The sequence below is a fragment of the Fictibacillus terranigra genome (assembly GCF_030412265.1).
Taxonomy (GTDB): domain Bacteria; phylum Bacillota; class Bacilli; order Bacillales; family Fictibacillaceae; genus Fictibacillus_C; species Fictibacillus_C terrinigri.
This window is the reverse complement of the sequence record NZ_JAUHLN010000001.1, coordinates 859,230-884,452: the sequence shown is the minus strand read 5'-3', so window position 1 is coordinate 884,452 and position 25,223 is coordinate 859,230. Positions and strand designations below refer to the sequence as shown.

Below are 25,223 nucleotides of genomic sequence, written 5' to 3'. Positions count from 1 at the left end.
TTGCAAATGCTTGAACTCGGGAGGTCTTTTTTATGAATAACCAATACGATGTCATTGTTGTTGGCGCTGGTCCGACAGGAATATTTTCCTGCTATGAATTAACACGCAAAATGCCGGACGCCAAAATTCTATTAATCGATAAAGGCCACGATATCTATTCCAGAAACTGCCCGATCCTTCAAAAGAAAATTCAAAAATGCCCGCCTGCTGCCGGACGAAAAGAATTTGCCGGATGCCTTCCGGCTTGTTCGATTACAAACGGCTTTGGGGGAGCAGGAGCCTATTCTGATGGAAAGTTTAATATTACAAGTGAATTCGGCGGATGGATGACTGATTACCTTCCGGATGACACTGTTATTGATCTCATAAAATATGTGGACAGCATTAACCTCGAACACGGTGCGACCGAAACCATTACCGATCCGCTCACTGATGAGGTACGAGATATTGAAAAACGTGCGTATGCTGCTGGATTAAAACTGCTGCGCGCACAGGTCCGCCACCTGGGAACAGAACAAAACCTCGCAATCCTGACAAGCATCTATGAATACTTAAAGGAAAAAATCGAGATGCGCTACAAAGCAGAAGTGCTGGATCTTGTTACAGAAAAAGAAGATGAAACTTATAGAGCCGCTGCCGTGGAGCTAAAAGACGGAACAGTGCTTTCGGCGGATAAAATCGTAATTGTTCCGGGCCGCGACGGCTCTGCCTGGCTGACTAAAATTTTAAAAAAACGACGCCTAAAGATGGCGGCCAACCAGGTCGACATTGGTGTACGGGTAGAAACATCGAATGTGGTGATGGAAGAAATCAACGAGCATTTATATGAAGGCAAGTTTGTTTTCAACACGTCTGTCGGCACGAGAGTCCGAACGTTCTGCAGCAATCCGTCAGGTCATGTTGTCGTTGAAAACCATTCTGGTATCATGCTGGCCAACGGCCATGCGTACAAGGATCCTTCTCTAGGAAGCCCCAATACCAACTTTGCTCTTCTTGTTTCCCATAAATTTGACGATCCGTTCGATGAGCCTACTGAATATGCCCATGAGGTTTCAAGACTTGCCAATCAGTTATCCTCTGGCGGGCTGGTCGTCCAAAAGTATGGTGATATTAAAAAAGGACGCCGTTCTACCGAGAAACGGATCAAAGAGGGTTTTCTAAATCCAACGTTAAAAGAAGCCGTGCCAGGTGATCTTGGCCTCGTGCTTCCATACAATACAATGAAAAGCTTGATCGAGATGACAGAAGCACTGAACGAAGTAACCCCGGGTATCGCATCAGAGCATACGCTGTTTTATGGAGTCGAAGCCAAGTTCTATTCCGCGCGTCCAAAGCTGAACGACCGTTTTGAATCAGAAATCTCCGGGCTTTACGTCGGTGGCGACGGTGCTGGTATCACGCGCGGACTGGCGCAAGCGAGCGCCTGCGGAGTTTGGATCGCCCGCGACATCGCTGGAAAACTAAGCACAAAAGAAAAGCAACTGGCAGTGACCGGTTAATGCCAGCACAGAGAACCGTTCTTATCACGGTTCTCTTTTTTTATGAGATGGTTTTTTAAAAGCGGTTCAATCCCGTTATGGCGAAGAACCAACTAACGGCACTTTTGTGATGATAAATGTTTGATAGAGAGCGGCCTTGCGTTACACTAGGGGTAGAATTTATCAAAGGAGCTGTTTCATATGTGCGGCAGATATTCTTTGTATACTGATATGCATTTCATTCAGGAAGAATTTGATATTGAGATTCCCGGCACGATACCACAGCGTTACAACATCGCACCTTCACAAAACGTACTTGTGATTACATCGGATGGAAGGACACGAAAAGCCGAGATGCATCGATGGGGGCTTATCCCCTTTTGGGCGAAAGACCCGAAGATCGGCTACAAGATGATCAACGCCCGGGCAGAAACGGTAGATGAGAAAGCCTCTTTCAGAAGGCCCTTGAAAGACAAGCGCTGTCTTGTGATCGCTGATGGCTTTTATGAGTGGAAAAGGGATGAGAAACTAAAACAGCCTTTTCATATCCGGCTGAAAAACCACAAACCATTTGCTTTTGCCGGACTATGGGACCAGTGGGAACAAAATGGAAAAGTGATTACTTCCTGTACCCATATTACAACCCGGCCCAATGGTTTGATGAAAAATCTGCACGACCGCATGCCCGTTATCCTAACAAAGGAAGCAGAGGAAAGCTGGCTGGACCCATCCATACAGGATAAGGAGTATCTGAAATCACTCCTTGTTCCTTATGAAAGTGAGCAGATGGAAGCATTTGAAGTTTCGCCGGTTGTTAATTCACCCAGAAATGATGTCAAAGACTGCGTTGTGCCTTTGATTTCTTAATTTTCATCATAAAGAGTACAGGTGATGAGGATACGTGAACACTAGGAAGCGGGTATAGGATGGGGTGAGGTTAAAATGGGATTGTTCCAAGGAGTGAACAACTATCTTGAAGTGCCAAGGCGGGTTATAGATCTTACGAACATTCGCAATAAAAGGGATGACATTCTCCTGTATGGTGCCCAAAGAGCGCAGGAGAAGATCGGGTGCTAAAATAAAAAGCCGCATGGAAGCGGCTTTTGTTCTTTCTTCTGATCGCAAAGTAACAAAAAAGCCGCCTTGATGGAGGCTTTTTTCTTTATGAGATATCATATTCCTCTGATTTTCTTCCTTTTAATTTAAACGAATACACCGCCACTGCGATGACGATGATGAAGACGGCAAGGCCAAGCAAGCTTGCTTTATGGACAAACTCGGTCACAAGGTACCATTTCGCGCCTACAATTCTCCCGATCATGATGAACAGAAAGCTCCAGATCAACGCACCGGTATACGCATACAATGCGAATACACGATAAGGCAATGAGGACATACCTGCAAAATAAGCAGTGAGGTGGCGGATTCCTGGAATAAAGTATCCGAACATGATGAGCGGTTTTCCGAATCGTTGAAAATAAGATTGTGAGGTATGTATTTTATGGTACGATAAATGAAATTTCGGTCCGTATTTAATCAGCAGGGGTAAACCAAAGCTTCTGCCGAGCCAATAGTTTATCGTGATTCCGGTCGCTGATCCTGCAAAAGCGGCAAACAGGGTCATAGCAAATGAGACTTCACCTGAATAAACGATATAGCCGGCAAATGTCAGCAGAAATTCATCAGGCACCGGTAGTCCTATCACACCTAGCGCGAGAAGGAAATATAGTGCCAAATACCCGTAATGATGAAAAAGATTTTGTAAAAAGATCTCCATACAACACCAACTAGTTTAGGATAGTAATTCTATTTTACCGAAAATATACAATTTTGTATCGTTTTTTTACAATTCTTTTATTTTCCAGCCCAAAAGCTGCCTTTTTTCGACATTTTAAAAGGCTCTTCTTTTTCCCCACCCCGGTCATATACATGTTAGAGAGATGAACTGGACAAAGGGTGAAATCATGGGAAAATTTCTAAAAGGAACGCTTATCCTATCTTTGGCAATGCTCTATACAAAAGTCGTGGAATTTGTAGTCAGCATCCTTCTCGCACGGTCATTGGGAAGCGAGGGTATGGGGTTTTACATGATGGCACTGCCGGTGATCGGATTGCTGATCACCATTGCGGCCCTTGAATTTCCGACTGCTCTCTCCAAAGTATTGGCGGAAGAGGAAGTACACCAGAATGAAAAACAGAGGCTGCAGATCGTTAAAGTTTCTTTTTACGTCATCATGGGATTGAGCCTTCTGCTTGTCTTGATCAGTGCCGCGATTACCGTATTGCTTTTAAAATGGAAGACGATCGATACAAGGCTTGGCTATCCTTTACTTGCTCTCATTCCGATCGTTCCGGTCATAGGAACAACTTCCATCCTGAAAGGCTATTTCAGCGGTCTTCAGAAAATGAAACCCATTGCGATCGCTCAGCTTTTGGAAAAAACGGCGCAGTTGAGTTTTATTTTTTATGTGCTTCAGTATATGAAGGGGCTCCCTTTGGAATATCGTGTAGTTGCTGCTGTATTGGGAATTGGGGCCGGTGAGCTCGTTTCCTTGTTTTTCTTTTCAACCTCCTTTTTATTGGGGCAGAGAAATTTAAAAGACACGTCTCAATCTGAAATGGCTTCTGTGCCGCGCAGGAGCATCTTAAAAAAGCTTTTCCAAGTCAGCCTCCCCACGACAGGGGTCCGCATGATGAACGCTTTGACGGCTGCAGTAAATCCGATTTTAATCACACAAAGTTTAATGTTTGCCGGCATTACGGCCTCCATCGCCACAAAACAGTATGGGATGCTGACGGCATTTGCGATGACGATCGGCTACTTTCCCGGGTTTATCGGATATTCGCTGTATGTATCTCTCGTTCCCTCCATTTCCGAGGCCCGTTCAAAACAAGATGAAAAAGGACTGCATCAAAGGATTCACCAAGCTTTTCATATTACGTTTCTTTATGGTATCCCATGCTCGATCGTCATGTATTTTTTTGCGGACGAACTGACCGTACTTTTCTACCATTCTCCTCAGGCCGGACAGTTTCTGATGCTGCTTTCCCCATTTATTCTGTTCCATTATTTGCTTGCACCGCTGCAGGCGATCCTGTTTGGCCTCGGCCGTGCAAAGGATGTTTTCTCGCAAACCATATGGGTTAACATACTGTCCATCCTGCTCATTATCTCCCTTGCTTCACAATCATCCTTCGGCATCCACGGTGTCATTATTGCAGTCAACTTCAGCGGCGTTCTGCTCTGCTTCCTGCATTATCACACCATTGTTGAAGAAGTGAGGTTCAAGCCTAAAATCGCAGAGTACTTTACATTCCTGGCATCTGGAATTGTCACCATCGGCCTCTGTGAACTGATGCATACCACCCATTATGAAAATCACATGTCGATCACTCTTCTGCTGCTGGTTGTCTTCTCTTTTTACTACGGAATATTTTATGTACTGCGCCTCGTACAAAACGGTCTTGGCCGCCTATGGATGAAACCTCAAAAATAACGAAACCGGACCCGATGAGTTCATCAGGTCCGGTTTTATGCTCTTCTCATTTTTATTTTATAAAACAGCCAAACCAGCAGGACGACGCCCCCGGCAGTTACAACAGCATACAATCCCAGGTTTTGAAAATACTGCTCAACTACTCTCCACTTTCGGCCGAGACCTTTTCCAAGCATGATAAACGTAAAACTCCAAACGAGGCCGCCCGAATAGGCATACAGTGCAAACCGTTTAAAATTCATGGCTGCAATACCGGCAAGATAAGCAGAAATGTGACGGATCCCAGGAATAAAATAACCGATGATGATCATCAGGTTCCCGTACTTTTGAAAATAGAGCTGCGATTTTTCTATTTTCTGCTCCGTGATCCCGACTCTCGGGCCAAATCGTTCAAGAAACGGAAGGCCGAGTTTGCAGCCTAAAAAATAACTCACTGATATACCGGACATCGCTCCTAAAAAGGCAGACATCAAGGTCAAGGTGAATCCTGTCTTCCCTAAATAGACAAGGTAGCCAGTGAAGGTGAGTAAAATTTCATCTGGAACCGGCAACCCGATTAACCCAAAGGCGAGCGCAAGAAAGATACCGACATATTCATAGTGAATAATCAAATCCAAAATCGTTTTACTCATCGATTACCCCAAAACGGTGTTGATGTCTCTCATTCTTTCGCAGCCTTGCCCAGCTCAGCCGCCCGGTCATTTGCTGCCTGAACGGCTTTTTGAACGAGCTGTCCAAAATCAGCTTCTTTTAATACCTCCAGCCCGGCTGCAGTTGCTCCTCCTGGAGTTGTTACGGCTTCCCTAAGATCAATCGGGGATACGCCGCTTTTTAACATAACCGCCGAACCATAGATCATCTGCGAAACCAGTTTTCGTGCCTGTCCTTCTGAGATCCCATAGCTTGCCGCGGCATGAATAAGAGCAGAAGCAAACTCATACAGAAACGCAGGAGCGCTCCCGGTCACAGCGGTAAGCTTATGGATCTGTTCTTCTGTGCATTTTTCAGAAGAGCCGATACTGTCTAATAAGATTTTTAATCGTTCAATCTGGCCATCATCCAAGTTTTGAGCATGTGTATAAATGGAGACGGATTCTCCCGCCTCTGAAGCCGTATTGGGCATGACCCAGGCTACCGGTGTACCAGAGGGAAGGTTGCTCTCCAGTTTTTGCAGTCCAATTCCGGCCGCCACTGAGATGACAAGCTGCCCGTCTATCACAGGTGATAGTTGTTCAAGCACTGCATCATGGGCATCAGGAGGAACCGCAAGGACAATCACCGAGCTCTCCCTTACATGATGAATCCAGTCAGTTGTTGTCTCAATGCCATAAAGCGAAAAAAGCTGCTGAAGCCTTTCAGTGTTGCCCTGATTTCCTGCAATGATGGATATATCCTGGTCTTTGGAAGATTGAAGTCCTTTAATCATTGACTCTGCCATTCGGCCCGCGCCAATAAAAAGAAATGTTGTACTCATGGAGATCTCCTTTTAAACAAGTTTCAAAAACAAAAGGCGTTCAAAAGAACACCTTTTCTCTATTGTAGCTTATTTCGTTTAAAAATCTATCAAGGAGTCCATTTTCTTCTGATCCACCGTTTTAACGACTGCTGCCAGCAGTTTTACCGAGTTCTCCAGGTCGCTCTTGCTCACCATCGAAACATGGCTGTGGATATAACGCGAGGCTACACCGATCACGAGAGAAGGAATACCCTTTTTAAATAAATGGAACCTGCCGGCATCCGTTCCTCCGCCAAGCATCACATCGACTTGATAAGGGATATTATGTTTCTCAGCGATCTCGATCACCATGTTTCGCAATGGAACATGCGGCACCATGGAAGAGTCAAGAAATGTAATAAGCGGTCCGGCTCCAAGCTTCGCTTTGTTGGAGTTGTCACCTGGCCCATCCTGCGCGATGCCTACATCCATGGCAATCGCAAGATCTGGCTCCATTATATAAGGTGCAGTGGCAGCTCCTCGTAATCCAACTTCTTCCTGGACGGTCGCACCACAATAAATGGTGTTCGGATGGCCGCTGTCTTTCAGCTGCTTTAACACTTCCAGCGCAAGATAGCATCCTGCACGGTTATCCAGGGCCTTTGCGAGGATCGTGTCGTTATCAGGCAAGATCTCAAACGGACAGATCGGCATGATTGGATCACCGACCTTAATCCCCCATTCCTTCACCTGATCTTTATCATTAGCCCCAATATCGATGAACATTTCTCGCATTGGGTAGACTTTTTTGCGTTCTTCCGCGGTCAAAATGTGCGGAGGTTTCGAACCTACTACACCTGTGTACGTTTTCTTATCAGTAATCACATGAACACGCTGGGATAGGATAACCTGATCCCACCAGCCCCCGAGTGGGACAAATCTCAAATAGCCATCCTTCGTAATCTCACTGATCATGAAAGCTACTTCATCCATGTGGCCGGCAAGCATGATTTTAGGGCTTTCCGCCGATCCTTTTTTCTCGCCAAAAACACTTCCCATGTGATCATAAACAAGCGGTGCACCGGCCTTTTCGATCTCACGCCTCATAATTTTTCGTATTTGGTTTTCAAAGCCTGGAGCACCATTGGTTTCTGTTAATTCTTTTAAAAGATCCAACTCTATCACCATCCTATAACTATAGAATGGTAAAAATGAGAAGGTTTTATTACAAAGTAAATGAAAAAAGGAGCGGACGATTAAAAAACCTTTGCGTTTTAATTATTTTTATTTTTACACATGGAGTTCCATCGCTTCCGCCACCTGAATGGCTTTCAGCAAGGCTTTCGCTTTATTGAATGTCTCTTCGTATTCGTTCTCCGGAACAGAGTCAGCGACGATGCCTGCCCCAGCTTGAATATAAGCTTTTTGATTTTTAAAAAGGATGGTGCGAATGGTGATGCACGAATCCATATTCCCGGAAAAAGACAGGTAGCCGATGGCTCCCGCATAGGTTCCTCTTGCTTGCGTCTCAAGTTCGGATATGATCTGCATGGCCCTGATTTTTGGAGCCCCGGACAGCGTTCCAGCTGGCAGGCAGGAGATGAGAGCATCAAAGAAGTCTTTATCCTCTCTTAGACGGCCTGTCACGTCCGATACGATATGCATGACATGAGAGTACCTTTCAATCTCCATAAAAGACGACACTTCAACACTTCCATACTCGGAAACCCTGCCGATGTCATTCCTCCCTAAGTCGACAAGCATGATATGCTCAGCCACTTCTTTTTCATCAGCCAGCAATTCTTCCGCTAAGTTCTGGTCTTCCTCCATATCTTTTCCACGCGGGCGGGTTCCGGCAATGGGACGGGTTCTTACTTGCTGCCCCTCTACTTTGACCAGGAGCTCTGGGGATGAGCCGACGATCGTTTCATCGGGCATTTTCAAGAGATACATGTAAGCAGAAGGATTTACGATCCGCAGTATCCTGTAAACGGTTAGTGGATCGGCTTTCGCTTCACTTTCAAAGCACTGTGACAGCACAACCTGAAAGATATCGCCAGCAGTAATGTATTCTTTTGCCTGTTCCACCATCCTGCAAAACTCTTCCTTTGTCAGGTTGGATTGTACTCCGCTTATATCCACGTCCTGTTGAGGAAGATATCGAAAGGCGGGAACAGGATGACTCACATTCTTTTCTAGCTGTTCCATCGTTTTCTGGATGGACTGTTCCGCTTTCTTGTACGCTTCTTCGAGTTGCTGCTGGGTATGGTTCTTCGGAACATGGAGATTGCAGACAATTTGTATGGATTGTTTTAAATGATCAAATACGATCAATTCGTCTACGAATAAAAATTTCATATCATCGGTGTGAATTATATCTTTGCTGTGAGGTGGAATGTTTTCAAAATATTGCAGAATATCATAGCCGAAATAACCGACGGCACCGCCTGTAAATTGTGGCAGGTTCTTATGTGAGGGACTTTTGAATTGGTTGAGGAGTGTTTTTAAAATATCAATAGGATGCCCAGTAAAGGTTTCATCCTGGCCTTTTTTCTTGATGATGGTTTTACCCTTCTTGCACGAGACCACCATGAAGGGATTTTTTCCGATATACGAATACCGGGCCCATTGCTGGCCGCCTTCTACACTTTCAAGCAAGAAAGAATAATCTTCCTTATAATACGTTTGATACAGTTCTATGACTGTATGTACATCTGCGAATAACTCAATGCTCACAGGAATTAAATTATAGTTTCCTGCCATTTGTTTTACTTCTTCCAATGATGGTTGTATCATGGCTATCATCCCTTCTTTACGAGAGACGAAGATTAGCAACCATAACCGCTAATCTCAGCTCGGCTCTGCTCTATTCTTTTGTTCTCACTCAACTCTCAACTCTTCTCAACTGCCTCAGGCGATTAAAAATCACTATATAATGCATTAGGCAAACTGTCAACCGTTACTTTGCGGATTTAACCTTATTTCAAAAGGGAAGGTTACCAGTGATGCAGTTTATTTAAAATGAGGTGAAAAGGAATGAAAGCCATCGTTATCCATGAATACGGAAGCAGAGATCAGCTTGTGGAGAAAAAAATAGCCGATCCTAAGCCAGGCCCGAAAGATGTTCTCATTGAAATCCATGCTTCCTCTGTAAATCCTGTCGATTGGAAAATCCGTGAAGGTTACTTAAGAGACCGCCTATCCTTCAATTTTCCTGTCATCCTTGGCTGGGATGCAGCGGGGATCGTGAAAGAAGCAGGTTCTTCTGTCACCAAGTTCAAACCGGGAGACGAAGTTTTTACAAGACCTGCAACAGAACGGGACGGCACCTATGCTGAACTGCTTGCTGCAGATGAAGAATTAGTTGCGTTCAAACCCAAAAACCTGACGTTTGAAGAAGCCGCCTCTATTCCTCTCGTTGGCCTTACGGCATGGCAATGCCTTGTTGAGTTCGCAAACATTCAGGAAGGCCATAGAATCCTTGTCCACGCGGGCGGAGGAGGAGTAGGAAGCTTTGCCATTCAGCTCGCAAAAGCAAAAGGAGCTTATGTCATATCTACGGGCAGTGGAGATTCAGAAGAGATCATCAAAGAATCTGGCGCAGACGAATTTATTAATTATAAAGAAAAAGATTTTACAGAAGCGATCGATCCTGTAGACATCGTGTTTGATACGATCGGTGGAGAAGTTCAGCACAACAGCTATAAAGTGATCAAACCAGGTGGAATCCTCGTTTCCATTGTCAGTCCGCCTATACAGAAAGATGCGACCAATCATTCTGTCAAAGCCGGATTTGTTTTTTTGGAGCCGGATGGCGCACAGCTTGCTGAGATTGGAAAGTTGATAGAAAGTGGCCAAATTAAACCTTTTGTCGGAGAAACTTTTCCTCTTACCCAGGAGGGTGTCAGGAAAGCTCACGAATTAAGTGAATCTCATCATGCAAAAGGAAAAATCATTATTCAAGTGAAATCCTAGATGATAAACGCAGTAAAAGTCTGGAACGATATTAGTTCACGTTCGCCAGGCTTTTTATGTGTCACAATATCTGACAGAAAAGTAGAATGCTTCTCAAGGCCCGTGATAAGGTAAACGTACACTTTCTTTTCAATAAGGAGGAAAATTATGATTCTTTCCCATCAATTAACACCTGAAGAAAAAGAAAAGGTGAAGCAGCTGAAAAGAAAAATAAACGAGACGGATTGCCTAAAGGAAAAGACGAACTATGAAAACCAGCTCATTGCCTTGATGGAGAGAATTTTCATACGCCATAAACTTCAGAGGAGAAATGAATTATAATTGCAGCAATTTCGCAAGATCGAAGCCTAAAGCTTCCTCTGTCAACAGCTGCTCCCCGATTTGGATGTTTTCCTCCCCCAGTTTGATGCCGCCCAGCTTTTCGTATGCCGCTTTAGATGGGTTGTCCTTTAAAACCCAGGCGAGCATCGTCCGATAGCCGAAATCATACTGGGTTTGAGCAAGATGGCGTATTAGACTGGTGCCTATACTTCTGCGCTGGTATTCATGCAAAAGATAGATCGCATACAGCTCCGTCTCATATGGAAAGCGCCCTGAGCGGTTTGGCCCGCCAGAGCAAAAGCCGATAATCTGTTGATTAATACAGGCAACATATAAAAAACTCTTCTCCATTGGCTTTTGGATGATGTTCATCCACATATCCTCCCGGTCTTCAGCCCTCATCCTGTATAAATGATCGTCATCAATGATTCCTTTATACGTCGTCCTCCAGCTTTCAACCTGTACAAAGGCAATCCCCTTTTCGTCTCCTGGAATGGCTCTTCTTATCTCCAACGAACCCACTTCCTCTCTTGTAAAATGTCAATTTTAGGAGACCGAAGACAGAAAGCCTTTTTATAGTCCAGGCCTCCAGTGCCCGTCTTCTATCAACAGGCATTTCAATATTTCTTCATTCACTGATAAAAACTGGCAATGATTTTTGCAGCCGGCAAAAAAAGCAGCTGCCCAAGCATCGTACCAATCAGCTTAGTTGTGATGAGCAAAATAACGAGAGCTTTGACATCACCATACGGCCGCTTCCCTCTGATCGCCTGATCGGTAATAATTGCTGACTTTGGATCGATGAAGAAGGTTAGCATGATCGTTGCTGCGCCGTTAATCATACCGGATGAAGCGGCCGCTGCCAGCTGGTTTTCTGACAGAACCAGTAATGAAGAATAGTTGGCAGCAAGTACTCCTATTGTATAGATACCCGTTACCACCGCATGAAGAAGCAAAAATCGTTTAGGAATTTCTCGAAAACGCAATTTATGGAGCATCTTCTTTTGGGGAACGGTCGCTTTTTTAACGATCCTCTTCAGATTGTTTGCGTGCAATGCTTCAAACACGAGAGAGGGAACAGACCCTGACAAAGAAATTTTCTTTACCCCTATTTGAAAAATTTTCAAAAAGGTAGGAATCAGAAAAAAACCTGCGAGCGTACCAGCTGTAGCCGCGGCAATAACAAACCTCATATCGTTGATCGGATCAAGATTTTTCGCGATGCTAAATCCGATGATTTTCCCGATCAAAGGTGCCTGAAACATATTTGCCGTTCTGGAAACAAGCACAAAGAGGTTAAAAATGGAAAAAGATAATGCCACTTGCCCCGTTTTTACTGAATTAAGTCTTACAGAATAGCCCAGAGTATCAATGATATGAATAACAAATGTCAGCAAAATTAACTGTAGCAATACATGCTCCATCCCTTGATCACCCCTCTGACGCAAAATTCGATTCCTTTTTCATTTCCCCGGAAATTGCCGTAATTTGAAATACATTTTATTATAAATTTCGTACTTTTAACAAGCATTCTTTCTCTCTTGAAATCAAAAAAAGGACGGCTAACGCTGCCCTTCTTTCTTTTATCCATTCTCTTTTTTGGCAAACCAGAGAGTCCATCTGTCCCGCTCGCTTATTTCCTGATCTGCTCTCAATCTGGTTTCAATGTAAGAAATCAGCTGCTCCAATTTTTCATTGTTCATTTCAAAAAGAATGGAGCGTCCAGTGCGTTTTCTAAGGTCTACTGAAAGTTCTCCTACCGAAGAATAATGTTTCCTCATCTCCCATAGCTTTACCTCTTCCACATGAGAAAACCCCGCATTTTCAAGAGTTTCGATCACCCTCTCACTTGAAAACCGCCTTTTAATTTCTTTCTCTATCAATTCTGGTGCTTTTTCAAAAAAATATCCCCGGATGTGTGTGTCTGTTCCTGGAAGAAGAGAGTCTTCAGGTGTTCTGTCCTGAACAATGAATGTTCCACCCGGCTTTAACAAGCGAAAAGCTTCCGAAGTACATCCTTTCAGCCCGTTTAAGTGATGAATCACCGCCCGTTCCAGCAACATATCGGCAGAATAGGACGGCAGCCCCGTATTCGCTGCATCTGCTCTTACATACCGGACAATGGCACTATGGGAGCTGCAGTTTTCGCCGGCAGCCTCCAGCATTTTCTCGGAAAAATCGACAGCAGTCACGTGTCTGGCACCCATTTCGATCATGGCTTTTGTATAAATTCCGCCGCCACAGCCAATATCAACCGCCAGGCGATCCTTCAGGGTGATATGTTGCTCGATCAGCTGCTTCCAGCCCGCTGCGGCCGTTCTGGAGGCATAGGAGCGTTTATTATGAGCCGCATGAAAATCCATAGTCATAATGGTAAGCTCCTTATTTGATCGCTTTGATCAGAACGGCCTCTCCGCTGAATTCCTGAATCTTCCCACTCTGCTCCCGTACACCAAAATACTTTTTTAAATGAGAAGGCGACTCCAGCATTTTTCTTATCAGCTGCTCTTTTTCCTCCATTTTCATCTGCATCCGGCTGCACCAGCTGTCAAATGAAAATGTCTTTTTAAAAACGTGCATCTGCTCAATCTTAAACCCCGCTTCTTCCAAGAATTTCAGCCACTCTGATTTCTTCCATGCCCGAAAATGGCTATGATCTCTTCGTTTTTCTATGTCATTATAAAACTCATCATATTCCTGCTTTTCGGGTGCTGTGTTATCTATGATCAACAGGGTTCCTCCCTGGGCCAGCACACGATACGATTCAGAAATAAAAGCTTGAAGATCTGGAAAATGATGAGGTGCTATCCTGCATGTAACTGCCTCAAAAGATTCCTTTGGAAAAGGAAGGTTTTCCGCATCCCCTTTTATAAAGGAGACATTTTGATATCCGTTTCCTTCAATAAATGTTTTGGCAGCTTCCAAGATTTCGCTCGTCAAATCCAATGCCGTCACTTCCTTCACTAGAGGCGCAAACAGATTAGCAGTATGACCGCCTCCAGTGGCAATGTCGAGCAGCCGGTCGTTCGCACCAGCATTTGAGATCTTCGCCATTTGTTCCAAATCCTTGCCCTTTGCATGAATGGGACTGCTCACATATTTTTCAGCATTTTTTCCAAACTGCTCCTGTACCCTCGCTTTAATATCCATCTTTCCCCTCTCCTTCCTCTCCATTTCATCATATGCATAAGCCAGATGTAAGAAAATTACTAATAAACATGCTAATCCCATAAGTAAAACTAATGATAAGAACAGAATGTTAAAACACTAAAAATTTAAATGGAAATTATTTGTACTTTATATTCATACCCCGTATTCTTTAATTGTAGCTACCACCAAAATTGGAGGGGATGAACCATGGAAAATTCTACTCAAACAGCCTTTCGGCAAGTAGAGGAAATCTCGACGAAAGAAGAAAGATATGAACCTTTTTCCTGGTATGAACAAATGCGGAAAGAAAGCCCTGTCCGTAAAGACGAAAAACGCGGAGCATGGGACGTCTTTGACTATCAAAGTGTAAAGTATGTTCTCGAAGCAAAAGAATTTTTTTCCTCCAACCGTTCGAAAAAACAAGATGATCAACAGAAGTCACCGATCGAATTAAGCCTGATCAGCATTGACCCGCCAAAACATACGCAAATGCGCTCTCTCGTAAACAAGGCCTTTACACCTAAAGTGATGAAAGCCTGGCGCCCCCGCGTCGAACGCATCGCAAAACAGCTGCTGGATAACATCGACCCGGCAGCTGACATTGATGTTGTAAAACAATTTTCCTACCCGTTACCAGTCATGGTTATCGCTGAAATACTCGGAGTCCCGCTCCAGGACCAATCCAGATTCAAAGAATGGTCGAATTGGGTAGTTGCAGGGCCAAAGGATAACAGCCCCGAAGCAATCAGGCTTCTGGAAGAAAATCAGCAAAGAACGTACCATGAGCTGTATGTCTATTTTAAAGAGATTGTCAGAAATAAAAGGGAGACCCCTGGAGAAGATATTATCTCTGTTTTGCTTGGTGCAAAAGCACTGGGCGCCGTGCTCACAGAAGAGGAGATTATCGGATTCTGCATCCTGCTTCTCGTTGCAGGAAATGAAACAACGACGAATTTGATCAGCAATGCCTTTTACTGCTTTACAGAATTCCCGGAAGTTTTTGAGGAAATAATTAAAGATACCGAGGGGACGCTGCCACTGGCCATCGAGGAAGTGCTTCGGTATCGGTCTCCGGTTCAGGCCATGAGCCGTGTGGCTAAAGAAGATACCCTGCTTGGTGAAGCCCGGATTAAAGCCGGAGACATCGTTGTAGCATGGATGGGGTCAGCCAATCGGGACGAGCAGCAGTTTAAAGATGCCGGGCGATTCAATATTAAAAGAAAACCAAACCCTCATCTCGCCTTCGGAAAAGGCATCCACTTCTGCCTTGGAGCACCGCTCGCCCGTCTTGAAGCGGAGATTGCTCTGCAGGAATGGATAAAACGCTACCCTGCATTTAAAAGAAGCGATGATTTTACGCTTGAACCGATCCAGAGCACGTTTGTTTACGGACTAAAGGAGTTCAAGCTGACCGTCCTTTAGCTGGAAATGATAGCACTTCATTTGTTCACAAACCAGCTGGCTCATAAAATCGACAGCGATCCCATCCTTGCTGTAAGAATAAAGATTTGAGTATCCGTTTCAGCCTTTTGTATGAGATGTTTCTCTGATCTTAAATCTGCATTAAGTCTTAACAAAAAACGATAAAAAAGGAGGCACTGATGTATCAGTGCCTCTTCTCATCATTTAAACCCGTCACAATGACCTTATTCGGATCTTTGCTGCTCCCTTCTAAACCGTTCATAAAAACCTCCCGAAGGTGAAGCTGTGCTCCCGAAACAAAGCTGATTTCCACCATTCCCCGGTGAAACAGCCTTTCCAGTTCTCTTTCAAATGATTCATCAGGGCTTTCCATTACCAGTCTGGCCAGATAAGCATCTCCCTCGTCTACTGCATCTTTGCGGGTTTGCAGCTCTATCTTAAACCTGTAGGGAGTATAAATAAATGTTCTGCGGGCCCCCACTTCTGTTTTCCATCCCATCACATCAGCACGATTGCAAAGCTGCTTCAGTTCTTCATCGCTTACTAAATATCCGATGTGGTCAAAGATTGGCTTTTTACCCGCTCCAAACGTTATATTGATATTTCCTTTTCTGACTTCAATAATGCGGAAGATTAGGGCATTTTCACGAAAGTCATCCCATTCCAATGGAGGATGGTAAGGAGTTACCGTTCCCCTTTCCATTGCGTATCTGCCTTCTACACGAAAGCCCAGTCGCCGATAAAAAGTTTCTGTCTCTTCTACTCTATCTGTCCAAAAATGATAATGAAATAGTTTCAAGGTTCCAACTCCCGGGTCTTCTAGATTATTCTTTCTGTGTCTGAATCCTTACAGACAATCATATAGTGAGAGTATACAAGCCATCACAATTGGAGGCAAAACATGCTCGTTTTATTTTTGCTCGGCCTCGCTCTTGCAGCCTCTCCAGGCCCTGATTTTTTATTAATGACCAAACATACATTAAGCCATGGCACACGGATGGGCTACGCTACTTTTTTAGGAAATCGTACTAGCTTCATCCTGCATCTCACTCTCGCCGTTCTCGGACTGTCAGTCATATTGAAAGAATCAGCTCTATTATACTTGTTTATCCGTATGGCGGGAGCGGCTTATTTAATTTATTTAGGCTGCAATAATATGATTCGAAGAATTTCACCTCAATCTGCCCACCCAGCTAGCCTTACGTCCATGGCATTATCAACCCTGCTTGCGTATCAGCGGGGCTTTTGGAGCAATCTGCTGAATCCAAAGGTAAGTCTTTTTTTTCTTAGTATCTTCCCTCAGTTTGTGACCGCAGAGCATATCGCTTCACAGCCATTCGGCAGCGCACTTATATTTTTGGCTGGCAATTCCTCCTGGTATCTGACTGTTCTCCCTATCATAGGCATGCAGCTTATCCGGGAAGGAATTGCCCGATTCCAAGCGATTTTGGATCTTTTATTCGGTCTTCTTTTTTTAGGTTACGGGGGGAAGATGATCATTGAAGATCTAGAGATCCTTTTGCGTTACCTGCCTTTATAACGTTCTGGAACAAGGAAGATCCCCCTATCAACCACAGGAGGATCTCAGTTGTTTTATTCTACCGGCAATGGATCTTCACTGCGGTCAAACGGGACTGGTTCATTGTTTTTTTGAGCAAGATCATAACGCAGTCCATTGAGGCTCTGTCTCACATTGCCTTTCCCTGAAAAATTCTCGATCAGCTCTTTCACATCAATTCCAGATGAGGCCTTGAGTGTTTCCTGAAGAGATGCCATAAGATTTGTCGCATAGCCGGTTACTTTATTGGCTCCGCCGTTTTCACCGTTGCTGCCTGTATCCACAACCGTAATCTTATCAATGTTGGAAAGCGGGCTAGCCACTTCTTTTGCATATGCAGGGAGCATGTTCACGATCATATCGAGGATAGCAGCCTGGCCGAACATTTCAAAGGCTTCTGCAATTTTTTGCTTCGCTTCTGCTTCGGCCAAACCTTTTAGACGGATGACTTCTGCTTCTGTTTCCCCTTTTGCTCGTTCGGCTTCCGCTTTGGAAATCCCTTCAAGGCGTACTTTTTCAGCCTCAGCCGTTGCCATTGCCTCAATTCTGTATTTATTGGCATCCGCCTCAGCTAGCTGTTTTCGCTTTTCCGCTTCCGCCGCCTGCTCTACCGCATAACGGTCTGCATCCGCTTTTTTCTTTACTTCGGAATCGTATTGCTTCTCACGTCTCGCAATTTCTTTTTCTTCCAATTCAATCTGTTTTTGGCGCTCAATGATCTTGATCTGCATCTGCTGTTCCGTAACTTCCTGTTTGGCTCGTGCTTCCTCCAAGTGGTATGCCTGGTCCGCTTTTGCTTTTGCGATATCCTGCTCCCTGCGGAATTCAGCAATCTTCAGCTGATTGATCTTTTCAGCTTCGGCAACCTCTGTCGCACGCTCAAGCTCGGATTTTTGTGCTTCTTTATTTGCTTCCGCCCTTTTGATGCGCGTTTCTTTTTCAGCTTCGGCCGTTGCGATATCAGCATCGCGTTTTACCTGAGCGATTCGCGGCTTACCGAGCGCATCAAGGTATCCATTCTTATCCCTTACATCTTTAATCGTAAAAGAAACGATTACTAGGCCCATTTTTGCCAGATCCTGAGAAGCAATGCGCTGAACTTCCTGAGAGAACTTATCGCGGTTTTTATAGATTTCTTCAACTGTCATGGAGCCAAGAATGGACCGGAGATGGCCTTCCAATACTTCTCTTGCTTCCAGCTCGCGATCCTGCTTGGTTTTTCCAAGGAACTGTTCAGCAGCTGTTGCGATTTCTCCGATTGAACTTCCGATTTTGATGATGGCCGTACCATCCGCCGTAACTGGAACCCCTTGTTCCGTGTACACTTCCGGTGTTTGGACTTCCAGCTTGCTGGAAAGCAGGCTCAGCGGCTCGGACTGCTGGAAGACCGGGAATACAAAAGTACCTCCTCCACGAACGATCTTGATCTTGTTTCCAGATTCGTCGATGTTCACGTTCTTGCTGCCAAGGAAACTGCCCGTTACGATCAGGGCTTCATCAGGGCCAGCCGTCTTGTATTTTGTAACAAATACAGAGACCAGTGCAATCACAACAAACAACACAATTCCTGCAGCGATAAAAATAGGTGTCATATCTTATTCCTCCAATTCTTTAGTTACAATAAGGCCGTTTGTTCATACGGCATAACATGAACAACCCCGCTTTTAACTTCCACGATTAAAATCTTGGATCCTTGCCCGATCGGCTCATTATCATGGCTGACCGCGGTCTTGGCAATATTGCCGCTGATCCCCTCGATAAACACTTCACCAAAGCCATTGGATGGGATGGAAGTAATCACTTTACCGATTCTCCCCCGTAAATCCTCCTCAGCGTAATTAAGCGAAGCTTCTGCAGAGGCAAGCGGGATCAGCACAAAAATATTCAGAAGGGACACAAGAATTAAAGCCGATCCTGCAGATATCCCTGAGACGAGGAAGCTGTTTACTGACGTCATCGTCTCCAATAAATATCCGCCTGCACTCCATATCGTAAAGAAGGAAAGCACGAGTGTCGGGCTAAGTATGTGGGAAAAGACCTCAAATGCTCCGTGGATGAGATCACTCACCAAAACATACAGAAAGGTGATACAGCCAAATACAATCAATCCGGTTAAATAGACGGTTTCCATCGGATACCCCATAATCTCCATAACGCATCCTCCTCCTTTTCTTTATGAGGTTTTAACCACCACAGAATGTAATCAGCCATCCACCTTCCCCCCTCTCCCTGTCTGGGAACATCGTAGCATATACAGTTTGAAATAATTGGTAAAATTTGTCGAACTTTCATAAATTCCCATGTTTTTCTAACTGTATAAACGGGAATTGAATGGAAAAAGTTTCACATTTGAAAGAATAATTTGAAGCGATTTATTGTTCACGATACAAAAAGAGCCTCCATAAATGGAGACTCTTTCTTTAAGACTTGTGAGGCATGATTGTGTAAAGTCTACACAACCGCTGTTTTGGTTTCTGCCTCTTCAATTCTTGTGAGGAGCACGTCCTGAAGGACAGGATGGTATCCAAGTGCCTCACATAAGATAAAGTTTTGATTACTCTGTTTTTGTTGTTGTGCGATCGCTTTTTTCATCTCGCTGAGCAATATGCCGGGGAAAAGCAGGTAGGGAACAACAATAATCTGCTGATATCCCCATCCCGAGAGCCTAAGCATCTCCTCAAAGCTAGGCTGGGCAGCTGTTAAAAAACACGTTTCAACCCGTGGGACATCATATTTCTTTTCCAAGTCCGCAGCAATCGCATTGAGGTCTCTTTTCACATCAGGGTCACTGCTGCCTCTTCCAACAAGAAGGATCACCGCATCCTTATGAAACGCATCGACAGACTCTGTGATCCGTTCCCATAAGAGATGAGAGAGAGATTCATGCACTCCAAATGGTTTCCCATACGATATTTCTACATTTGTATAGCGTTCTTGCTGCAGCCTTAATTCTTCGGGGATATCCTTTTTCGCATGAGCGGCTGTTAATAAAAGGACCGGTATAGCACAGATGGAGGTCGCTCCTTGACGGACACATGCTTCGACCCCTTTGGATATATCAGGTGGGGACAGTTCGAGAAAACAGACTTCCTTAATGGGATATTCGCTGGCTCCCATGCACCGTTTCGCGAAATCCAATGCTTTTTCCGTGCCTGCTTTTGTTCTGCTGCCATGGCAGATGAGGAGTAGCGCTCTCATTTATAACGCCTCACTTATAATAGAAGATTCCTTTTCGATCAGCGTCCGCTCAAACCAGCTGATTTTATCGCGAAGCTTGACTACTTCCCCAATAATGATCATGCTTGGATTTTGAATTCCTTCATTTTTGGCTGCTTTTTCAATCGTTTCCAAAGTTCCTGTAACCGTCCGCTGCTCTCCAAAAGTACCCCACTGGATCAAAGCTGCAGGTGTTTCTTTGCTCTTTCCATACTTTATGAGGCTTTCACAGATGTATGGAAGATTCTTGACACCCATATAGATCGCAAGTGTATCAATTCCTTTAGCAAGGCTTTCCCATCTCTCTTTCTCGTCCTCTCCTTCTCTGCGGTGGCCGGTGACAATGGCAAAGCTGGCGCCAAAGTCTCGATGAGTAACCGGTATACCAGCATAAGCCGGCGCAGCGATGCCAGATGTAATACCCGGAACCACTTCAAATTCCACATGGTTTTTTACTAAAGCTTCGGCTTCTTCACCTCCCCGGCCGAAGACAAACGGGTCACCGCCCTTGAGCCGGGTTACAATTTTTCCTTTCTTTGCATACTTCACCAGAAAATGATTGATCGTCTCCTGCTGCATCGTATGAAGATCAGGGAGTTTTCCGCAATAGATCAAGTCTGCACCTGGCTTTGCATAATCCAGCAGATCTTTATTCACCAGCCGGTCATAAAGAATAACATCAGCTTCCTGAATGCACCTTGCTCCTTTGACGGTAATCAACTCCGCGTCTCCGGGTCCAGCACCTACTATATACACTTTGCTCAATTTCAATCACCTGCCTCAGCTGTTTAGTATCGTTCCCCGTTCATAAATCACAAAGCCGTTGCCGTCCCTGATTTTTTTCTTTTCATATAGAGTGATGTCTTCAACTTCAGGTACTTTCAAAAAATATTTTTCAAGCTCAACATCCACTAAGTGAAAAGCCTGTTCATCATCGGAGGCGGCAATTACAACATCGATTACCTCTGACTTCGTCGCCACTTCAAAACGGTCTAGATTCATAAGTACCTCCTCGCTGTCGAATCATGAAACGAGCTGGCCGACTCTCCCGGATATGGCATCCAGCTCTTCCTGAAGCGGCTCGAGGCCAACACGCTGTACGAAATCAAAGAAGGATTCGCCGGCTTTTTTATGTTCTTTAAAGTAGGTTAAAAACTCATGCAGCACAGCGGGCAGTGTTTCTCCTTCAAACTTGCCTTTCAGTTTGTCGTTGAATTTTCCGCCGTTATCCAATGTTCCTCCTACATATATTTCGAATGCTTCAACCATTTTTTTATCTTTCGTCCTCATCAGTACGCCCTGAAGTCCAATGTCAGCAATCTGCCGTTGTCCGCAGGAATTGGGGCATCCGACCATATGCAGCCTGACTGGGACGTCCAGCCCCACCTGCCCATCAAGAAATTCTGCGATACGGCGCATTCTCTCCTTTGTTTCAACAAGTGCCAGGTTGCAATACTCAATCCCGGTACATGAGACAGAGTAACCGATAAACGAACGCGGATGAACCGTAATGCGAAAAAAAATCGGCTCTTGAAGCAGTTGGTCTACTCTTTCATCCGGTACATTCGGAATGATCAGGTTCTGTGAATTACAGGTTCGGATCTCACCATTGCCATACATTTTTGAGATTCTTGCGAGTTCAAAGACTTCTTCCGCATCGAGCCTTCCCACTGGCACGTTAAAGCCCACGTAGCTCAATCCTGCTTGCTTCTGGGAATGAACGCCGTAAAAATAGCCGGCGTTCCAAGCTTTAGAAGCATCTTCACCTCTGGTCTCCAAAATTCCTGTATATTCTTCAAACTTCTTTTTAAATTGTTCAGGTCCCCAATCCGCCATTAAAAATTTCAGGCGTGCGAGATGGCGCTTTTCCCGGTAGCCGAAGTCACGGAAGATCGTTGTGATTCCAATGGCGGTTTGTTTCACTTGTTCCGGAAGGATAAACGCATCAAGCGTCTGTGCCAAGTAAGGGCGCGCCGATAATCCTCCTCCCACTTTCACATGGAAACCTACTCTTTCCTTGCCATCGATCATTTTTTTAGCCGGCACAAAGGCTACACAATTGATTTCAGCGTGTGCTGCATTGTGCAGGTTCGTGCTGATCGACATCTTAAATTTCCTGGGCAGATTTGAAAAGTCTTCATTATGCTGAAAGAACTCATAGATTTCTTTTACGAGTGGTGCGGTGTCAAAAAGCTCTTCACGATCAATTCCGGCAAGCGGATTGCCGATAATGTTCCTGGTGATATCACCGCATGCTCCAGCAGATGACAAGCCTGCTTTTTCAAGGCGGTGAAAAATATCCGGAATATGCTCGATCTCGAGCCAGTGAAACTGAACGGCCTGTCTTGTCGTGATATCAAATATACCGCGCCCATAATCTCTGCTGATGCCAGCGAGCGCTTCCGCCTGTTCATACGTCAGGATGCCGGACGGAACATTGACGCTCATCATGAAGTATCCGTCTTCCTTCGGACGCTGAAGATAGAGCCCTGCCCATTTGAAGCTGTCCCATTCTTCTTTCGGGATGGATGAAAAACCGTGCTCTGCATAGTACGGAATATCCTTAAAGACCTCGAGGCCATCCTGACCAAACTTTTGTATAGGCCACGACTACTTTCTCCTTTAGATCAGTTTTTTATTTTCAAGAAAAGAGATAACTTCAGCCGTGCATTCCTCAATCGTTGAGGCGTTCGTATCCACTGTAAAATCCGGAGATTCCGGTTCCTCATATGGGGAATCGATCCCAGTAAAGGATTTGATCTCTCCCTTTCTTGCTTTCTGGTAGAGTCCTTTCGGATCCCGGTTCTCACATTCTTCGAGCGGGCATTTCACGAAGACTTCAAGGAATTCATCACTTCCCAACATCTTTCTCGCCTGTTCCCGATCTTCTTTAAAAGGTGAGATGAACGCCGTCAGCACAACCGTTCCGCTGTCTACAAAAAGTTTGGATACTTCTCCGATCCGCCGAATGTTTTCTTTCCTGTCCTCATCTGAAAATCCAAGGTCTTTATTTAAGCCATGGCGGATGTTGTCACCATCCAGCACATAGCTTTTCACCTGCCTTCGAAAAAGTTCTTTTGCCACCTCATTGGCAAGAGTGGATTTCCCGGAACCCGATAGCCCTGTCAGCCATAGGACAAAACTGTGATGGGAATTTTGCGTTCTTCTGTCTTCTTTTGAAATGGCCGCATCGTGCCATGTAATATTGTTTGTCTGGCTCATCGTGTTCCTCCTTATGCTGTCACTGTTTTTTCTTGCAGCCCTTTGATCAGTACCTCAACGACCTCTTTTCGGCTGAAGGTAGCCGGCGGAAGCTCTCCGTTTCTAAGCAGCTCCCTAACCTTCGTACCTGACAAGATCACATGATCTTCTTTGTCATGAGGACAAGTTTTTGATGATGCCATCCCTTCACATTTTGTACAGTAAAAACTGTGCTCGAAGAACATCGGTGTGATACCCAGTTCTTCCGGCGTAAACCTGGAGAAGATTTTTTGCGCATCATACGTTCCATAATAGTTGCCTACACCTGCATGATCCCTTCCGACGATAAAATGTGTACATCCGAAGTTCTTGCGGACCATCGCATGAAAAATGGCTTCCCTCGGTCCTGCATATCTCATGGCTGCCGGGAATACGGCCAAGAACACCCGGTCTTTCGGATAATAGTTATCCAGCAGGATCTCATAGCTCTCCATCCTTACGTCAGCGGGAATATCATCTGATTTTGTCTCCCCTACAAGCGGATTCAGAAATAGTCCATCAACGGTTTCAAGTGCTGTTTTTTGAATATATTCGTGAGCTCGATGTACAGGGTTTCTTGTCTGAAATCCTACGACGGTATTCCATCCCCTCTCCCTGAACACTTGGCGGGTTTCAGCCGGATCCAGCCGATACTCTATAAAACGCTGGTTGTGCGGCCTCTTTACGAGAGTAATAGGACCGCCTACATAGTAAGAAGGCCGTTCGATCAGCTTCTTCACTCCAGGATGCTCAATATCTGCAGTTTGATAGACTTGCTCTGCTTCATGTTTGATGTCCGGCCGATAAAGATCTTCCACTTCGATGATTCCGTACGTTACTCCCTCAAACACGAGCCTCGCCTGATCTCCTGATGACAGAGTCCTTGCTTGCTTTTCGTGAACCGGCAGAACGATCGGAATGCTCCAAACCGTACCATCAGCAAGTCGAAGAGAGTCAACAACAGATTGATAATCTTCTTCATTCAGAAACCCTGTAATCGGACTGTAGGCACCTACACCGATCAGTTCAAGATCACTTAAAGAAGTAGCATCCAGTTCAATCTCCTTTTGAATATGGCCTACAGATAAATTTGGTTCATAACGGTTAATCAGCTTTCCTCCATGCGGTAAAATCGTAGTCATGTTATTTAGTTCCTCCTAAAGTGTAGTTAATTATTGATGAAGTCCGCATTCTGTTTTTCCATGCCCTGACCAGCGCCCTGAGCGGGAATCCCCCGATCCGTCAGCCGGAAGCGTACATGGCTCACAGCCGATGCTCGGATACCCCTGATCGTGAAGCGGGTTGTAGGGAAGATCATGTTTGTATGCGTATCTCCAAATTTCCTTCCATGTCCAATGGATCAACGGACAGATTTTCACTGATTTAAAACGGTCGTCCTTATTAATGTACTGGACATTGCTCCTTCCAGCCGACTGCTCTCTCCTGAGACCCGAAAGCCATGCCGGAGCTCCATTCAGCGTTTCCTCAAGAGGTGCTACCTTTCGTATATAACAGCAAAGGTTCGGCTCCCTTTTCCATAACTCGCCGCCATGCTTTTCCGCCTGTTCTGCCAGTGTCAGTGACGGTTTTTTCAATTCAATCTTCATGGCTGGATATCTTTTCTTCGCTTTTTCGATCACCTCGTAGGTTTCCTTGAAATGAAGCCCTGTATCGAGGAAGACCACTCTGGCATCCGGCTTCACCTGAGAGACGAGATCCACCAGAACGCTGCCTTCTATACCGAAACTGCATGCATAAACGAGCTCATCTCCATATTGTCCATAGGCCCATTTCAGTACTTCGAGTGCCCCCTTTGTTTCACTGTCCTCCGGAAACGCAAACTCTTGCTCTTCCCATGTGTCAAACTTGAGCATATTGACCACCTCTCCAATATAAAAAAAGACAGCTTTAACCATAAGCATCTATTCTGC

27 protein-coding genes are annotated in these 25,223 nt (G+C 44.9%); 8 read left to right on the top strand and 19 right to left on the bottom strand.

Annotated elements, in window-relative coordinates; all coding sequences use genetic code 11:
- The first annotated feature begins 32 nt into the window (after positions 1 to 32).
- From QYF49_RS04375 to QYF49_RS04365, 3 genes are all read left to right on the top strand, one after another.
- Entirely contained in the window at positions 33 to 1,499 is a 1,467-nt protein-coding gene (locus tag QYF49_RS04375; RefSeq protein WP_290398390.1) for an NAD(P)/FAD-dependent oxidoreductase, read from the top strand.
- Between the two features lie 180 nt (positions 1,500 to 1,679).
- Positions 1,680 to 2,345: an SOS response-associated peptidase gene (locus QYF49_RS04370; RefSeq protein WP_290398389.1), complete on the top strand. Its 666-nt coding sequence runs from the start codon at positions 1,680 to 1,682 to the stop codon at positions 2,343 to 2,345.
- A gap of 75 nt (positions 2,346 to 2,420) precedes the next feature.
- Positions 2,421 to 2,555 (top strand): hypothetical protein, encoded by a 135-nt coding sequence (locus tag QYF49_RS04365; RefSeq protein ID WP_290398388.1) that lies wholly within the window; start codon positions 2,421 to 2,423, stop codon positions 2,553 to 2,555.
- A gap of 85 nt (positions 2,556 to 2,640) precedes the next feature.
- Here the strand turns inward: QYF49_RS04365 and QYF49_RS04360 are convergent, their stop codons facing one another.
- Positions 2,641 to 3,255 (bottom strand): DedA family protein, encoded by a 615-nt coding sequence (locus QYF49_RS04360; protein WP_290398387.1) that lies wholly within the window; start codon positions 3,253 to 3,255, stop codon positions 2,641 to 2,643.
- Between the two features lie 187 nt (positions 3,256 to 3,442).
- Between QYF49_RS04360 and spoVB the strand changes: the two genes are divergently transcribed.
- Positions 3,443 to 4,975, top strand: a complete 1,533-nt coding sequence (gene spoVB, locus QYF49_RS04355; protein ID WP_290398386.1) for a stage V sporulation protein B — start codon at positions 3,443 to 3,445, stop codon at positions 4,973 to 4,975.
- 35 nt (positions 4,976 to 5,010) lie between these two features.
- Here the strand turns inward: spoVB and QYF49_RS04350 are convergent, their stop codons facing one another.
- From QYF49_RS04350 to trpE, 4 genes are all read right to left on the bottom strand, one after another.
- On the bottom strand, positions 5,011 to 5,607 hold the full coding sequence (locus QYF49_RS04350) for a DedA family protein (RefSeq protein ID WP_290398385.1): 597 nt from the start codon (positions 5,605 to 5,607) through the stop codon (positions 5,011 to 5,013).
- Between the two features lie 29 nt (positions 5,608 to 5,636).
- Complete coding sequence (proC, locus tag QYF49_RS04345) at positions 5,637 to 6,449, bottom strand: pyrroline-5-carboxylate reductase (RefSeq protein ID WP_290398384.1); 813 nt, start codon at positions 6,447 to 6,449, stop codon at positions 5,637 to 5,639.
- Positions 6,450 to 6,527: 78 nt separating this feature from the next.
- A complete protein-coding gene (locus tag QYF49_RS04340; protein ID WP_425589541.1) occupies positions 6,528 to 7,586 on the bottom strand; it encodes a M42 family metallopeptidase in 1,059 nt (352 codons plus the stop codon).
- A 114-nt stretch (positions 7,587 to 7,700) separates the two neighbouring features.
- On the bottom strand, positions 7,701 to 9,206 hold the full coding sequence (trpE, locus tag QYF49_RS04335) for an anthranilate synthase component I (RefSeq protein WP_290398382.1): 1,506 nt from the start codon (positions 9,204 to 9,206) through the stop codon (positions 7,701 to 7,703).
- Between the two features lie 240 nt (positions 9,207 to 9,446).
- Between trpE and QYF49_RS04330 the strand changes: the two genes are divergently transcribed.
- Both QYF49_RS04330 and QYF49_RS04325 read left to right on the top strand, forming a co-directional pair.
- Complete coding sequence (locus QYF49_RS04330) at positions 9,447 to 10,385, top strand: NADP-dependent oxidoreductase (RefSeq protein WP_290398381.1); 939 nt, start codon at positions 9,447 to 9,449, stop codon at positions 10,383 to 10,385.
- Positions 10,386 to 10,532: 147 nt separating this feature from the next.
- Complete coding sequence (locus QYF49_RS04325) at positions 10,533 to 10,706, top strand: hypothetical protein (protein ID WP_290398380.1); 174 nt, start codon at positions 10,533 to 10,535, stop codon at positions 10,704 to 10,706.
- Here QYF49_RS04325 and QYF49_RS04320 read toward each other — a convergent pair.
- The 4 genes from QYF49_RS04320 to QYF49_RS04305 form a co-directional block, all read right to left on the bottom strand.
- Positions 10,701 to 11,219, bottom strand: coding sequence for a GNAT family N-acetyltransferase (locus tag QYF49_RS04320; protein ID WP_290398379.1), 519 nt, complete (start codon positions 11,217 to 11,219; stop codon positions 10,701 to 10,703). The genes QYF49_RS04325 and QYF49_RS04320 overlap by 6 nt on opposite strands.
- A gap of 119 nt (positions 11,220 to 11,338) precedes the next feature.
- On the bottom strand, positions 11,339 to 12,130 hold the full coding sequence (locus tag QYF49_RS04315; RefSeq protein ID WP_290398378.1) for a lipid II flippase Amj family protein: 792 nt from the start codon (positions 12,128 to 12,130) through the stop codon (positions 11,339 to 11,341).
- Positions 12,131 to 12,289: 159 nt separating this feature from the next.
- Complete coding sequence (locus QYF49_RS04310; RefSeq protein ID WP_290398377.1) at positions 12,290 to 13,075, bottom strand: class I SAM-dependent methyltransferase; 786 nt, start codon at positions 13,073 to 13,075, stop codon at positions 12,290 to 12,292.
- Between the two features lie 13 nt (positions 13,076 to 13,088).
- Complete coding sequence (locus QYF49_RS04305) at positions 13,089 to 13,856, bottom strand: class I SAM-dependent methyltransferase (RefSeq protein ID WP_290398376.1); 768 nt, start codon at positions 13,854 to 13,856, stop codon at positions 13,089 to 13,091.
- A 207-nt stretch (positions 13,857 to 14,063) separates the two neighbouring features.
- Here QYF49_RS04305 and QYF49_RS04300 point away from each other — a divergent pair, with 207 nt between their 5' ends.
- Entirely contained in the window at positions 14,064 to 15,278 is a 1,215-nt protein-coding gene (locus QYF49_RS04300; protein ID WP_290398375.1) for a cytochrome P450, read from the top strand.
- Positions 15,279 to 15,462: 184 nt separating this feature from the next.
- On the opposite strand, the gene QYF49_RS04295 is transcribed toward QYF49_RS04300, so the two are convergent.
- Positions 15,463 to 16,077 carry a VOC family protein gene (locus QYF49_RS04295; RefSeq protein WP_290398374.1) on the bottom strand — a complete coding sequence of 205 codons (615 nt, stop codon included), beginning with the start codon at positions 16,075 to 16,077 and terminating at the stop codon, positions 15,463 to 15,465.
- Positions 16,078 to 16,179: 102 nt separating this feature from the next.
- On the opposite strand from QYF49_RS04295, the gene QYF49_RS04290 reads away from it, so the two are divergent.
- Positions 16,180 to 16,818, top strand: coding sequence for a LysE family translocator (locus tag QYF49_RS04290; protein WP_290398373.1), 639 nt, complete (start codon positions 16,180 to 16,182; stop codon positions 16,816 to 16,818).
- A gap of 53 nt (positions 16,819 to 16,871) precedes the next feature.
- Here the strand turns inward: QYF49_RS04290 and floT are convergent, their stop codons facing one another.
- The 9 genes from floT to QYF49_RS04245 all read right to left on the bottom strand — a co-directional run bounded on the left by floT (position 16,872) and on the right by QYF49_RS04245 (position 25,166).
- Entirely contained in the window at positions 16,872 to 18,428 is a 1,557-nt protein-coding gene (gene floT, locus QYF49_RS04285) for a flotillin lipid rafts scaffold protein FloT (protein ID WP_290398372.1), read from the bottom strand.
- 23 nt (positions 18,429 to 18,451) lie between these two features.
- Positions 18,452 to 18,988 (bottom strand): NfeD family protein, encoded by a 537-nt coding sequence (locus QYF49_RS04280; RefSeq protein ID WP_290398371.1) that lies wholly within the window; start codon positions 18,986 to 18,988, stop codon positions 18,452 to 18,454.
- A 299-nt stretch (positions 18,989 to 19,287) separates the two neighbouring features.
- Positions 19,288 to 20,034 carry a sirohydrochlorin chelatase gene (locus tag QYF49_RS04275; protein ID WP_290398370.1) on the bottom strand — a complete coding sequence of 249 codons (747 nt, stop codon included), beginning with the start codon at positions 20,032 to 20,034 and terminating at the stop codon, positions 19,288 to 19,290.
- Positions 20,035 to 20,817, bottom strand: coding sequence for a uroporphyrinogen-III C-methyltransferase (gene cobA / locus QYF49_RS04270; protein ID WP_290398369.1), 783 nt, complete (start codon positions 20,815 to 20,817; stop codon positions 20,035 to 20,037).
- A 15-nt stretch (positions 20,818 to 20,832) separates the two neighbouring features.
- Positions 20,833 to 21,054, bottom strand: a complete 222-nt coding sequence (locus tag QYF49_RS04265; RefSeq protein ID WP_290398368.1) for a DUF3906 family protein — start codon at positions 21,052 to 21,054, stop codon at positions 20,833 to 20,835.
- Between the two features lie 21 nt (positions 21,055 to 21,075).
- Positions 21,076 to 22,653: a nitrite/sulfite reductase gene (locus QYF49_RS04260; RefSeq protein ID WP_425589554.1), complete on the bottom strand. Its 1,578-nt coding sequence runs from the start codon at positions 22,651 to 22,653 to the stop codon at positions 21,076 to 21,078.
- 21 nt (positions 22,654 to 22,674) lie between these two features.
- Complete coding sequence (cysC, locus tag QYF49_RS04255) at positions 22,675 to 23,274, bottom strand: adenylyl-sulfate kinase (RefSeq protein WP_290398367.1); 600 nt, start codon at positions 23,272 to 23,274, stop codon at positions 22,675 to 22,677.
- Positions 23,275 to 23,285: 11 nt separating this feature from the next.
- Positions 23,286 to 24,434, bottom strand: a complete 1,149-nt coding sequence (sat, locus tag QYF49_RS04250; protein WP_290398366.1) for a sulfate adenylyltransferase — start codon at positions 24,432 to 24,434, stop codon at positions 23,286 to 23,288.
- 30 nt (positions 24,435 to 24,464) lie between these two features.
- Positions 24,465 to 25,166 carry a phosphoadenylyl-sulfate reductase gene (locus tag QYF49_RS04245; RefSeq protein ID WP_290398365.1) on the bottom strand — a complete coding sequence of 234 codons (702 nt, stop codon included), beginning with the start codon at positions 25,164 to 25,166 and terminating at the stop codon, positions 24,465 to 24,467.
- Positions 25,167 to 25,223: the final 57 nt, after the last annotated feature.